The sequence below is a fragment of the Neptuniibacter sp. 2_MG-2023 genome, assembly GCF_030547495.1.
Taxonomy (GTDB): Bacteria; Pseudomonadota; Gammaproteobacteria; order Pseudomonadales; family Balneatricaceae; genus Neptuniibacter.
In genome coordinates, this window is record NZ_JAUOQC010000009.1 from 53,753 (window position 1) to 67,240 (window position 13,488).

Consider the following 13,488-nt stretch of genomic DNA (forward strand, 5'->3'; position numbering starts at 1 on the left):
TGCAACCCCTTTTATCTGTTGTATTGCCGCGGACTTAGTTTTTTATGGAAGAACAGACAAATACTTCTTCGTCGTTGGAGCACACCGATGCTGCATCTGATACGTATTCTGCAACAAAAAATAGTGACACCGCTTCAATCCTACCTTCATCTCAAAGTACTAATTTTTATCAACAATACTTAGATCAGCAATGTGAAGTGATCCCTGGGGCTCAATCGGGGTTACTTTTGATGCCGATAGGGGATGAGGGTGTCTATCAGCCTGTAGCTGGCTGGCCTTCTTCGCCTACATTTATTACAGAGTTGATTGAATTGGTTGAACAGGTAATTGTAGGTAAAACTGCCCTAGTAACTGCTTTAGAAGGTCAATCCAGTGACAGTGAGTTGTTTGCGGTTGCGCTCCCTATTTTTTCAGGTGAGCGTTTAATCGCTGTAGTTGCCATTAGCGCCCAGGTTAAATATCAAGAACAACTGACAAAAATGATGAAGTTAATGCAGTTAGCATCTGTGGGTGTCGAACTGTTAGACGTGAAAGCCAGCTTGATCGACACGGATAGTAATCGTGAACGTTTAGAGGGTGGAGTGGATCTGCTTGCGAGTGTTATGTCTGAGCCAGATTATGCCAGTGCGGCTATGCGGTTAGTGACTGAGCTAGCGGTATCATTCAATTGTGATCGTGTTTGCTTAGGGTCATATAGAAAGAAAAGGTCTCGCTTAGAGCACCTTTCTCACAGTACCCAATTTGGTAAGCGAATGAACTTGGTTCGTAGCATTGAAGAGGTAATGGATGAGGCTATTGATCAGAAAAGTGCGATTGCTTTTCCTGAGGTTAACTTAGTCCCAGGTACTATTACTCAAGCGCACCAAAAGCTTTCTCAGTTGCAAGGAGACTCATGTGTTTTGAGTATTCCTTTATTTGTGAACTCGGACATTAAGGGAGCATTGTGTCTAGAGCGCAACCCTGACCGGCCTTTCTCTTCCGATGAGATAGCATTATGTGAAAGTATGGCTGCTTTAGTTGTACCCGCTTTAGAAGATAAACGGCTTAATGATCGCCCTCTTATAAAGAAAATTATTGATGCCGGAAAACAACAACTAAGTCGTTTATTAGGTGTTGGTTATTTGGGCCGTAAGCTGTTTGTTATTATTGTTGCTATCGTGGTTGTTTTTTTTAGTCTCGCAGAAGGCCAATATCGTTTATCTGCTGATGCGCGTTTAGATAGTTACATTCAGCGTGTTGTTGCTGCTCCTTATGATAGTTATATCTATTCGGCAGTACATAGGGCGGGTGATGTGGTGAGTAAAGATCAGCTGTTAGTACAGTTGGATGATCGAGACCTGCATTTAGAAAAATTAAAATGGTTGAGTGAAAAAGCAAAACTGAAACGTCAATATCAAGAAGCACTTGCTATCCATGATCGAGCCAAAATAAATATCATTAATGCACAGCAAGATCAGGTAGATGCACAATTAAAATTAGTCGATAGTCAGCTACAGCGAGCAGAGCTTTTAGCGCCCTTTGATGGTTTGATTGTAGGGGGGGACCTTAGTCAGCGTTTAGGGGGTGCGGTTGAAAAAGGCGAAGTACTGTTTGAGGTTTCACCTTTGCACTTTTACCGTATTAATTTGTTGGTGAAAGAAAGCCGAATAGCCGATCTTAAAATTGGGCAAAATGGTACGTTGCACTTATCTGCCTTACCAGAGAAACCGTTCCCTTTTGTTGTTACAAAAATTACACCTTTGACTGAATCAAAAGACGGAGCAACTTACTTTACAGTAGAAGCATCATTACAAGGAAAATCAGATCAATTGCAGCCAGGGATGGAAGGTATCGGAAAAATCCATATTGATAATCGAAAGTTAATCTCAATATGGACACGCGAATTGAATGAATGGTTTAGATTAAAAGTCTGGTCATGGTGGGCCTAAAAGGAGAGATTTATGTCAGCATCTCTTTTTAGTCCATCTTGGTATCGCGTATCCGACTTAACTGTGCGTTTACGTAAGCACGCAGCTATACACCGTCATATATATAGGGGCAAAGTATGGTACGTGCTACAAGATCATGTGACAGGACAGTTCCAGCGCTTTACACCTGAAGCCTATCAAATAATTGGCTTAATGGATGGCCGGTTAACACTGCAAGAAATTTGGGATATTGCATGTGCTCGTCTTGGGGATGGGATGCCAACACAAGACGAAATAATACAGCTCGTTGCTCAGCTGAATAAAGCCAATGTCATTCAGTCGGATATATTGCCCGATATTGAAGAGCTACAAATACGGCGGCGAGATGATCAAAACAAAAAACTGCTCCAGCAGTTGAAGTCACCGTTGAGTATCCGAATTCCCCTACTTGATCCTGAACCGTTTTTAGCCAGAACAATGAAATATCTACGGCCCGTTTATTCTTGGTTTGGCCTTGTATTGTGGCTCGTTGTTATTGCTATAGCGTTAACGCTTGCGGTTATTAATTGGGATGGGTTAACCGATAATGTTAGCGACCGGATTTTAGCCTTAGAGAATATTTTACTAATTGCGCTGGTCTACCCGTTTGTCAAAATTACGCATGAGCTCGGGCATGCATATGCAGTAAAACATTGGGGAGGAGAAGTACATGAGGTCGGGATCATGCTACTGGTCATGTTTCCTGTTCCTTATGTTGATGCGTCAGCTGCCTCGTCGTTTAGAAACAAATACCAACGTATGCTGGTCGGTGCCGCAGGCATATTGATGGAGCTTTTTTTGGCAGGGTTAGCCATGATTGTATGGAGTTTGGCTGAGCCGGGTGTCGTACGTGCGGTGGCTTTTAATACGATGCTGATTGGCGGGATTTCTACTGTCTTATTTAATGGTAATCCTCTTCTCCGGTTTGATGCATATTATGTATTAGCTGATTTTATTGAGATTCCAAATCTTGGGGCAAGGGGTAATGCTCAGGTCGCTTATTTGGTAAAACACTATTTATTTTCTGTGCCTAACTTAACGCCGACGGCCAACAGTCGCGGAGAAGCTGCATGGCTTGCTGGGTATGCTATAGCTGCGTATATCTATCGCCTCATTGTGATGGTGGCTATCGCGTTATTTGTTGCATCTCAGTATTTTATTATTGGTAGTTTGCTTGCTATTTGGTCTATATGGTTGACTTTGATTATGCCTATTATGAAAACAGTATCTAAACCGATCACCGATCCACAGTTGCGTAATCGGCGTCTCCGCATTTTCTGGGTCAGTGCTGTTATCGCCTCTGCGGTAGTAGCCGGTTTGTTTTTGTTACCGGTACCTTATAAAACACAAGTAGAAGGCGTGCTATGGGTGCCTCAAGATGCTTATGTGCGCACTGATATCGCGGGCTTTGTTAAGAGTGTTGAAGTTCAGTCGGGGAGCTATGTTGAAAAGGGAACACTGCTAATAACGTTAGATTCTCCTGATCTAGTTGCGAAAGCAAGTGTACTTGAAGCGCAAGTGAAGGAAGCTAGAATTCGTTTAGTATCTAGCCTAAGGGATCGGTCTGCTTCTGATATTTTACGAGAAGAGTTGCGGTTTATTGAAAGAGAGTTCGAACGGGCTAAAGAGCGCTTGAAAGGGGTCAATTTGTATAGCACCTCTTCAGGAGAGGTAATCATTCCCGGCGCTAGTCGTTTGCTAGGAAAGTACCTTAACCGTGGCGAAATGGTTGGGTCTGTTATCAATTATCAAAACCTCCCTGTGACTGTTTTGGTCTCTGAGGATAATATCGATTTAGTGCGGAATCAAACACGTTCAATTGAGCTACGTTTTGTTACATCACCAGAGCAAAGCTACGCAGGGGAAATTATTCGTTTAATGCCGGCGTCTACCCAAGAGATGCCCAGTTCTATTTTAAGTGTTGATGGTGGAGGGAAAATTGCCGTTGATCCTCAGGGTGGAGACCGTTTAAAAAGTTTTAGAGGGCATTTTCGGATGGACATATCTGTGCCCGATGCACCTAAAAACAGGTTTGATGAACGAGTTTATGTTTTATTTGAGCATGATTCGGAACCTGTGTTTTATCGGTGGTACCGGGCTGTACGGCGTGTTTTCTTGAGGCAGTTTGATGTATAAACGGCCGCAGTGTTTACCTAGCAATGTCCTTGAAAGACCACAGCAACACTTACATAAAGTGAGTGCATTGCAGCATTGGTCTCGTAAAATTGCTTCATTTTTTTCTAGACCTGCACGTTCGTCGTTATGGCTATATAAACGCTTTTTGAGGCCGATCCATAAAGAGGCAAAAGTGCTTGAAACCCTATCTACAGATGCGCTTGATACTTACCGAGAAACACTTAAAGCTCAGCTTAGAAAAAATGGAGTGACAGACCCCTTATTAATAAAAAGTTTTGCTTTAGTGAGGGAAGTCTCTGGTCGGGTACTAGGTATGCGGCATTTTGATAGCCAGTTACTGGGTGGTTTAGCTATGTTTCATGGAAATATAGCTGAAATGCAGACAGGAGAAGGTAAAACACTTACGGCTACATTATCGGCAGCGACGGCAGCGATGGCTGGAATCCCGGTCCATGTGGTTACTGTGAACGATTATTTAACGGCGCGTGATGCAGAAGAAATGGCCCCAGTGTATGAAGCGCTAGGGTTAAATTTAGGTGTCATTATTCATGGTTTAAGTTCGCAAGAACGGAAAGATATTTATGCTAAAGACGTTGTTTATTGCACGAATAAGGAACTTGTTTTTGATTTTTTAAAAGACAGTATTGTATTAGCAGGAAGAACACATCAACTAAATCGACATGCTGAGCGTTTAAAAGGTAACCAAGCGATGCTGGAGCAGTTAATGTTGAGAGGGCTGCATTTTGCGATTGTTGATGAAGCCGACAGTATTCTATTAGATGAGGCGCGTACCCCGTTAATTATTTCAGGCCCAGAGATAAATCAAGAAGATCAGCAGTGGGTGTATCAGCAGGCGATGTCGATTGCGCAAAAATTAAAGCAAAACGCTCACTACAAAGTTATTGCTAGGGAGCACCGGCTTGAATATACAGAGAAAGGTGAAGAGGAAGTTCTAGCGTTGACGGATGGCCTAGGGCCCTATTGGGTTGGACGGGTGAGGTGCTTAGAATTAGTTCATCAAGCGTTAACCGCACTGCACCTTTTCGATATCGATAAACACTACCTTGTTGATGATGGCAAAATTATGATTATTGATGAGCATACTGGCAGGGTAATGGCTGATAGAACCTGGGAGCGAGGCCTGCATCAGTTAATTGAAATTAAAGAAGGGTGTGAATTATCAAAGCCCAGGGAGACATTGGCGAAAATTAGTTTCCAAAACTTTTTTCGTTTTTATCATCATTTAGGGGGGATGACTGGTACAGCGAAAGAGGTTATGCCTGAGTTATGGAGCGTATATGCTTTGCCTGTTGTTTTTATTCCAACTAATAGGCCAAGTTTGCGGAAACGGACTGGACGTTGGGTGCTTGAAAATGAGCAGCTTAAATGGACCAAGGTTGTGCAGCGAATAATTGAGTTGCACCGTGAAGAGCGTCCCGTTCTCGTTGGTACTCATTCAGTTGCGGCATCTGAGCTGTTAAGTGAAAAGTTGCAGGCTGCGGGTGTCTGTCACCAATTGTTAAATGCAAAACAGGATGAGCAAGAGGCGGATATTGTCGCACAGGCAGGTATACCCGGTGCGGTTACTATAGCAACTAATATGGCGGGGCGAGGAACGGATATAAAACTACAGGATTGTGTGGAAAAAGCAGGCGGGTTACATGTTATCCTTACTGAATTACACGAAGCCTCGCGTATAGACCGCCAATTAGAAGGGCGGTGTGCTCGACAAGGAGATAAAGGAAGCTTTGAAATTATCCTTTCACTTGACGATGCTATTCTCACTCAAGCATATGTTCATTGGATGAGGTTTGTTTTACGCCTCCCACTACCAAGTTTTATTAGTCGATCACTTACTTTTGGGTTAATGCGGCGGGCTCAGAAACAACTAGAAGCTGAGCATGTGCGAATGCGTGCAGAGTTGCTGAAAGCGGATGAACGCCAACGAGAGATGCTCTCGTTCACAAGCAGTAAAATATAGGACAGTTAATAATGAAGTATTTCTTCAGTATTTTGATCGCGTTGCTTTTTATATCGACTCAGGCTGCTGCAGAGCCCGCTGCTGAGAATGTTACTGAACCTTCGGTTTTTGATGAGGGGGCATTAAGCTGCTTGTTAGAGCCTAGTATGGAGGTTGAGCTTAGTAGTGAGGTGACGGGTGTACTTGAAAAAGTAACAGTGCAGCGGGGTGATCGAGTTAAAAAGGGGCAGGTACTTATCTCACTAAGCTCACGAGTTGAACGGGCAGTATTGGCGACTGCACGTGCGAAAGTGTCGTTTGCTAAGCGAAAAGTAAAGCGTAATGAAGTGCTTTATAAAAAAGGTTTATTGTCTGATCATGAACGAGATGAAATGTTGACTGAACAGCGCCTAGCGGAACTTCTTGCGAGTGAGTCTTATATTAGACTAAAGCAGCGAGAAACAAAGAGCCCTATATCTGGTGTTGTTGTTGAACGTTACCTGGAACCCGGTGAATTGGTCGATGAAGAACCGTTTATGAAGATTGTTGCGCTAAACCCTTTGCATGCGGAAGTGGTTATGCGCTCAGAGTTTTACGGGAAAATACAGAAAGGAATGGATGTGCTGCTCTTTCCTGATGTTGTTTTAGGGCAGGGTTATAAAGGTACAGTGCATCTGGTCGACCCGTTAATTGATGCGGCGAGTGGTACATTTGCGATTAGGGTTCTGGTGCCAAATGATGAGTTGGTTTTACCCGCAGGCCTTAAATGTAGAATTCAGTTCGCGCCACAACTGAATGATTAATAGGCCCTATAAGTTCGCTTTGTTATAATCAGCACCAATATGAGTTTCCACTGGAACCGCTTTTGATGAAAGAGATTATTCTGCTTAATATCTCGGGTGACGATAAGCCCGGGGTTACCTCTGCTATTACCAATATACTTGCTCAATTTCAGATCAATATTTTAGATATTGGTCAGGCGGTTATTCACGATACGCTTTCTTTAGGTATTTTAATTGAAGTGCCAAAGGCCGCGGAGTCATCTCCGTTGTTAAGGGATATTCTCTTTAAAGCGCATGAGCTTAATATGAATATCCGTTTTCAGCCAGTTGATGAGCATAATTATGAGGCCTGGGTTGCGGGCCAAGGTAAGTCACGTCATATCATCACCTTGTTGTCACGTAAGCTAAGTTCGGTTCAAATTGCGCGGGTCACCGAAATTGCGGCGCTCCATAGTTTGAATATCGATAATATTAGTCGTTTGTCCGGGCGTATTAGTTTAAGTGATAGCTGTGAGCAAACTAAAGCCTGTGTCGAATTTTCAGTGCGTGGTGCGCCTGCCGATGCAGCGAAATTAAGATCAGAATTTTTGACAGCGGCGAGCGACCTTGATGTGGATATCGCCTTTCAAGAGGATAATATCTATCGCCGTAACCGTCGTTTAGTTGTGTTTGATATGGACTCTACGCTGATCGAAGCTGAAGTGATTGATGAGCTAGCCAAAGAAGCAGGTGTAGGTGATCAAGTCGCTGAAATTACTGAAGCGGCAATGCGTGGAGAGATTGATTTTAATGAAAGCTTCCGCCGTCGTATGGCGCTTTTAAAGGGGCTGGATGTTTCAGTGCTGGAGCGTATTGCTGAGCGGTTACCGATGACTGAAGGGGCTGAGGAATTGGTCTCTAACTTGAAGGCGTTAGGTTTTAAAACGGCGATCTTGTCGGGCGGCTTTACCTATTTTGCATCCCGTTTACAGGATAAGCTGGGCTTTGACTATGTTTATGCGAATGAGCTTGATATTGATGAAGCGGGTAAAGTAACCGGCGAAGTTAAAGGCGTGATTGTGAATGGTGAGCGTAAAGCTGAACTGCTGCGTGAGATCGCGCAGAAAGAGGGGATTCGCCTAGAGCAGACTATTGCGGTTGGTGATGGAGCGAATGATCTGCCAATGCTCTCTATCGCAGGCCTAGGTATAGCTTTTCGTGCTAAGCCTCTAGTTCGAGAAAGCGCAAAGCAAGCAATTTCTACCTTAGGTTTAGATGGTATTCTGTACCTTATTGGTTTCCGTGACCGAGATACGTTGCAAGAGTAAGCGGTATATGGATTAAAAAAACAGCCCTATCAAGGGCTGTTTTTGTATATGGATGCTCTTAGTTTAACGAGTTATTGTTCGGCGAAAAAATCATAGTCCATTTTTTCTTTCGGGGGCTGTAAATAATTTCCCTGTACATAGTCAACACCGGCTTTCCATAGGGAGGCCATTGTTTTGGTATCTTCTACTTGCGGCGCAATAGATATCTTATCAAGACTTCCTAGCTGCTGGATTAGGCTATAGAACTGCTCATCGAGTTCCGGTGTGTTGTTTAGGTCTTGTGTATAAGATGCGTCAAGTTTGACGAAATCAGAGTGCACCATAGAGAGTATATCGTTGGCATTGAGTGCGTTGCCAAAATGCTTAATACAGACTCTACAATGAATTTTTTGTAGTTTTTCAGTAAAAGCTTGTGCTTGGCGAGGTGAAATAGCTATATCTGATTCACTGATCTGGAAAACTAATCGTTCGGCTGGAATCTTATTTTTTCTAAGTACACCGGATAGCCAAGTAAGTAATTTTGTATCACTTAATACGTGTGCGGATATATTGATAAATAGTGTGTTTTTGATTTCTTGGTTAAGTGATCTCTTCAGCTGGATAAGGCTGTGTTCAATAACCCAGCGATCAACCTTTATTGATGCTTCGGAATCTTCAACAGTGGCCATAAAATCACAAGGTGCCAGCATGTTTTTCTCATCATCTAGTAGGCGGAGTAATACTTCATAGTACTGCTCCTTGTGGTCATCAGAGGTGAGATTCACTATAGGTTGGTAGAGTAACCTGAAATTCTTTTGGTCGATTAAAGTGCGAATATTTTCGTATTCATCATCTTTTTCTTCAATAATGGCAGCTTGAGGGATATGTAGTTTAACGCCATCTCCATTGCCTTTTTCTTTTCTAAGATCAGCAATCGCCATTTTTGCGCGATTTAAAAGTTCATCTTGAGGAGGGGTGCTGTCGTTAATAACGGTTATGCCTATAGAACAAGTTGATTGAACCTCCATGCCCGATATAGTTGAGCACGTTTTTGCGATGCATTGGCATAACTTTTCAGCAAAGGCTTCGGCTTTTTCTACATGCGGGTCTTTAAAGATGATTACAAAGGCGTTCTCTTCTGGATGTGTTAGTAAATGAGCTTTATTAACCTTTTTGTGCAGAAGGGCTGAAATATCTCGTATTAGCTGATCGCTTCCTTCATGGCCGCGTTTTTCTTTAATTTGTGCGAGCTGATCAAGCTCTATGTAGAGTAAAGAGCAATCATTGCCACCTCGTTGCGCTCTTTGGGTTATCTGTTCGAGCTGCTTATGGAGATGGTGTTTGTTAAAGAGCCCAGAGATATAGTCTAAATCTTCGTTTAATAGTCCGCCTACATGGTGATCATCGACTCGGAATAGGACTCTAATGAGCTGCTTCTGGTTACGCTCTATAACGGAGAGTTCCATGTTTGCAGTGAACTCTGTGCGGTCGCTTCTCTGAACGCTGAGCTGTAACTCTGATTCGTTCAGATGCTGCGCATCCATTTTGCTTAATTGTTCTGTGAATTTTTTCCGATCTTCAAAATTGAGGAAATCGACCAGAGGTTTGCCTTCCACTTGTTCATTGCTTTCAAAGCCCAAGAGGTCAAGAAAGCTTTCATTAATACAAACAAGCGAGCCTTGGTCGCAGCAGGCAATAGCGTTTTTCGAGCTAAGCATTAGTTGCTGAGCACGTTTTTCGGCTTCAGCTAAGGATGCTTCGGCTGCCCTTAAACGGCGACGGTTATCTAAGTGATCTAGTTCACGTCTGATGTTGATCAGAACTAATTCTTTTTCATCTAAAGGCACGACGGCTTGGATATGGTTTTTTAAGCCTTGTAGCAGTAGGTGGCTATCAGAACTGGGAATAATCTGTATGACGGGAATATCTTTATCTAAACGCTTCAAATGGCTTATGGCTTGTTTAGAGGTGAATTCACCACGATCTATAGTGCATAAAATTAGGTCCCAAGATCGCTCGCTAAGGGCGCTGAGGAACTCTGTTTCATTATTTACCTGTTTGCCGCGTGGGGATATTCTAGATGTTCGTAGCAGCGTTATAAGTGGCGCGGTCTCTTCGGCAGATAAGCCTAAGAACAGAAGTTGTACATTTCTTCTCAGGCGCTGTTTGCGGGGCTGATTGTTTTCATATTTATTCAACAACGTGCTGTCGTCAACTTCAATAACCTGAGACATGTATGTGCGAACTCCAGAATTTAATTCCTTTAAAATCTACTGCTCATTAATAATATGAGTAGTGTTAAATATATCCGGTTTATTGGTTGTTGTCAGGTTTCTAAAGAAGATTGGATAATCAAATTATGGAGGGTGTTTAGAAGGGGATAAGAAATGGCTGGGGTAGGAGGATTCGAACCTCCGCATGCTGGTATCAGAAACCAGTGCCTTACCGCTTGGCGATACCCCAACAAGGATAGAATACACAGCTTTATCTTCAGAGGTTTCAACCTATAAGGATTTAAAACCAAAGCGATTTATATGCTGAGAAAGTCTATATGTAGAAGATGGTAGTTTTAAACTAACCTAAGGTTTAAGCAGGACTAAAGTTACATAGTTTAACTAATCTTGGTTAATGCCACTTTGATTAACATGAATAGCTAATGCTTAAATAGTGGCTGGGGTAGGAGGATTCGAACCTCCGCATGACGAGATCAAAACCCGTTGCCTTACCGCTTGGCTATACCCCAGCATTATCTGAAACATGGTGGCAATAGCGGGACTCGAACCTGCGACCCTCGCATTATGAATGCGATGCTCTAACCAACTGAGCTATATTGCCAACGCTTCAGAGGCGCGCATTATTCGCTTTTTCGGTTTATCTGTCAATAGGTTATCTAGGAAAAAATCAGAAAAAAATGAATAAAAAAAACCGACAATGAGTGTCGGCTTTTTTTGGTGAATTTTTGTTCAGACGTTGAAGCGGAAATGGACAACATCGCCATCTTGAACAATATAGTCTTTACCTTCTAGGCGCCATTTCCCTGCGTCTTTTGCGCCGTTTTCGCCATTGAACTCAATAAAGTGCTCATAGCTAACAACTTCGGCGCGGATAAAGCCTTTTTCAAAGTCGGTATGGATAACACCCGCTGCTTGCGGTGCTGTTGCGCCTACTTTGACAGTCCAAGCGCGAACCTCTTTTACGCCTGCGGTAAAGTAGGTTTGTAGGCCTAGTAGGTTGTAGCCTTCGCGGATAACACGATCTAATCCAGGCTCTTCCATACCCAGGTCTTCAAGAAACTCGTTGCGTTCTTCGTCATCTAATTCTGAAATTTCAGCTTCGAGTTTGTTGCAGACAACCACAACGCCCGCTTGTTCTGTCGCGGCTAACTCTCGGACTTTGTCTAGATGAGGATTATTTTCAAAACCATCTTCATCAACATTGGCTATATACATTGTTGGTTTGACGGTTAGCATATGGAAAGTCTTTGCGATGGCCATCTCATCGTCATTCAGACCTAAAGCTCGAACAGGTAGGCCCTCTTCTAGATGCGGAATCAAGCGTTCTAGAATGGCTTTTTGTGCGACAGCCTCTTTATCGCCGCCTTTAGCTGCTTTTTGTATACGTTGTAGTTGTTTCTCTGCAGAGTCTAAATCAGCTAAAGCGAGCTCAAGGTTGATAATTTCTATGTCAGCTAGGGGATCGATGCGGTTGGCGACATGGATAACATTGTCGTCTTCAAAGCAGCGAACAACATGTGCAATGGCATCGGTTTCACGGATGTTAGCTAAAAACTTATTACCTAGACCTTCGCCTTTTGATGCACCTGCTACGAGTCCTGCAATATCCACAAATTCCATGGTTGTTGGTAGAACGCGCTCAGGATCAACGATTGCCGCTAATTTATCTAAACGAGGATCGGGCATCGCCACGGTACCGGCGTTTGGCTCGATAGTGCAAAATGGGAAATTCTCGGCGGCAATACCGTTTTTGGTTAGCGCATTAAAAAGTGTAGATTTGCCTACGTTAGGCAGGCCAACAATACCGCATTTAAAACCCATGATTGATTCCTGTTAGTTGAAACTAGCTGGCTGAAAAGCTATGTAACTGGTTCATTGCTTTGGCCCAGTCGCCGGTAATGGCTAACTCCAAATGACGTTCTGCTTCATCTATTGCTGTTAGAGTTGCATCGCGTTCTTTTGCTGGAGCTTTATTTAATACAAACCCACTTACTTGGCTGCTATGACCGGGATGGCCTATTCCAATACGTAAGCGGTAGAAATTCTTATTATTGCCAAGTTTACTAATAATATCTCGTAAACCATTATGTCCACCATGTCCGCCGCCTAATTTAAAGCGAGCAATGCCTGGGGGCAGGTCAAGTTCGTCATGCGCGACTAAAATTGATTCAGGTGGGATTTTAAAAAAGTTTGCTAATGCTGAAACGGATTGGCCGCTCAAATTCATAAAGGTTGTAGGTACAAGTAAATGTACAATTGAACCATTAATATTAGCTTTAGCGTAAAGCCCATGATATTTCTTTTCGGGCTTTAGGGGGGTGAGATGTCGAGCAGCAAGCTGCTCGACAAACTCTGCACCAGCATTGTGACGAGTTTGTGCATATTTATCGCCAGGATTACCTAGGCCAACAATTAGCTGAATCTTGTCTTTCATGCTAGTGCATTGTTACCGGTAAATTACTTGTTGCCGCGAGGCGCGTAAATGTAACCGATCCCTTGATCATGATCACCGCCACGACGAAGAGATACGATCTCAACACCTGCAGGCAAAGTGATGTCTGATAAGTGAAGTACTTTGTCTGTTTCGCAATCAGATAGGTCAACTACCAAGCTTTCTGGTAGATCTGTTGCTAGGCAAATAATTTCAACTGTGTTTTTCTCAGATGCAAATTTGCAAGCAGCTTTAGATGCAGGTGATTTTTCAAAGTTGACAAATTCAACAGGAACAGTGATTTTGATCGCGCTGGATTTAGTTACACGCTGAAAGTCAGCATGTAGTACAACAGGTTTAGCAGGGTGACGCTGTAGATCTTTTAGGATCACTTGCTCATCTTTGCCATCTAGTTTTAGTGTAACAATAGATGAGTAGAAAGCATCGTCTGCTAGTAGCTTAATTAGCTCGTTATTTGGCATTGCGATGGCTGTTGGCTTTTTGCGCTTATCACCACCGTAAACAATACCAGGAACAAGACCTGTGCGACGTAGGCGGCGGCTCGCACCTTTCCCTTCATCTTCACGTGCTACTGCATTTACTTCAAAGTTAGACATTTTAATACCTTTAAATAAACAAACTGCAAAACCTTGCGACCAAGTTTTGCAGTATTTGGCCCTTATGGGCAATATGCTCGCCGCTTCGTGGCGAGC

At 43.1% G+C, this 13,488-nt stretch carries 9 protein-coding genes and 3 tRNA genes; 5 read left to right on the plus strand and 7 right to left on the minus strand.

All coding sequences use genetic code 11. The features are described 5' to 3' along the window. Nucleotides 1–44: 44 nt before the first annotated feature. The 5 genes from Q4486_RS10075 (at nucleotide 45) to serB (ending at nucleotide 8,131) form a co-directional block, all read left to right on the plus strand. On the plus strand, nucleotides 45–1,928 hold the full coding sequence (locus Q4486_RS10075) for an HlyD family efflux transporter periplasmic adaptor subunit (RefSeq protein WP_303519304.1): 1,884 nt from the start codon (nucleotides 45–47) through the stop codon (nucleotides 1,926–1,928). A 12-nt stretch (nucleotides 1,929–1,940) separates the two neighbouring features. After that, complete coding sequence (locus tag Q4486_RS10080) at nucleotides 1,941–4,082, plus strand: efflux RND transporter periplasmic adaptor subunit (RefSeq protein ID WP_303519305.1); 2,142 nt, start codon at nucleotides 1,941–1,943, stop codon at nucleotides 4,080–4,082. Beyond that, the gene (locus tag Q4486_RS10085) at nucleotides 4,075–6,063 is read left to right on the plus strand and encodes a preprotein translocase subunit SecA (protein ID WP_303519306.1); all 1,989 of its coding nucleotides are present in this window, start codon (nucleotides 4,075–4,077) and stop codon (nucleotides 6,061–6,063) included. Before Q4486_RS10080 ends, Q4486_RS10085 begins: the two co-directional genes overlap by 8 nt. An 11-nt stretch (nucleotides 6,064–6,074) precedes the next feature. Beyond that, nucleotides 6,075–6,845 carry an efflux RND transporter periplasmic adaptor subunit gene (locus Q4486_RS10090; RefSeq protein WP_303519307.1) on the plus strand — a complete coding sequence of 257 codons (771 nt, stop codon included), beginning with the start codon at nucleotides 6,075–6,077 and terminating at the stop codon, nucleotides 6,843–6,845. Between the two features lie 65 nt (nucleotides 6,846–6,910). Further along, entirely contained in the window at nucleotides 6,911–8,131 is a 1,221-nt protein-coding gene (serB, locus tag Q4486_RS10095; protein WP_303418744.1) for a phosphoserine phosphatase SerB, read from the plus strand. Between the two features lie 71 nt (nucleotides 8,132–8,202). Here serB and Q4486_RS10100 read toward each other — a convergent pair whose 3' ends face one another. The 7 genes from Q4486_RS10100 to Q4486_RS10130 all read right to left on the minus strand — a co-directional run bounded on the left by Q4486_RS10100 (nucleotide 8,203) and on the right by Q4486_RS10130 (nucleotide 13,392). Beyond that, nucleotides 8,203–10,344, minus strand: a complete 2,142-nt coding sequence (locus Q4486_RS10100; protein ID WP_303519309.1) for an EAL domain-containing protein — start codon at nucleotides 10,342–10,344, stop codon at nucleotides 8,203–8,205. A gap of 154 nt (nucleotides 10,345–10,498) precedes the next feature. Beyond that, nucleotides 10,499–10,573, minus strand: a tRNA-Gln gene (locus Q4486_RS10105). Nucleotides 10,574–10,778: 205 nt separating this feature from the next. Further along, nucleotides 10,779–10,853 (minus strand) — tRNA-Gln (locus Q4486_RS10110). A gap of 15 nt (nucleotides 10,854–10,868) precedes the next feature. After that, nucleotides 10,869–10,945, minus strand: a tRNA-Met gene (locus tag Q4486_RS10115). 128 nt (nucleotides 10,946–11,073) lie between these two features. Next, nucleotides 11,074–12,165, minus strand: coding sequence for a redox-regulated ATPase YchF (ychF, locus tag Q4486_RS10120; RefSeq protein ID WP_303418738.1), 1,092 nt, complete (start codon nucleotides 12,163–12,165; stop codon nucleotides 11,074–11,076). A gap of 22 nt (nucleotides 12,166–12,187) precedes the next feature. Continuing rightward, a complete protein-coding gene (gene pth, locus Q4486_RS10125; RefSeq protein ID WP_067866581.1) occupies nucleotides 12,188–12,778 on the minus strand; it encodes an aminoacyl-tRNA hydrolase in 591 nt (196 codons plus the stop codon). 23 nt (nucleotides 12,779–12,801) lie between these two features. Then, complete coding sequence (locus tag Q4486_RS10130; RefSeq protein WP_303418734.1) at nucleotides 12,802–13,392, minus strand: 50S ribosomal protein L25/general stress protein Ctc; 591 nt, start codon at nucleotides 13,390–13,392, stop codon at nucleotides 12,802–12,804. Nucleotides 13,393–13,488 lie beyond the last annotated feature (96 nt).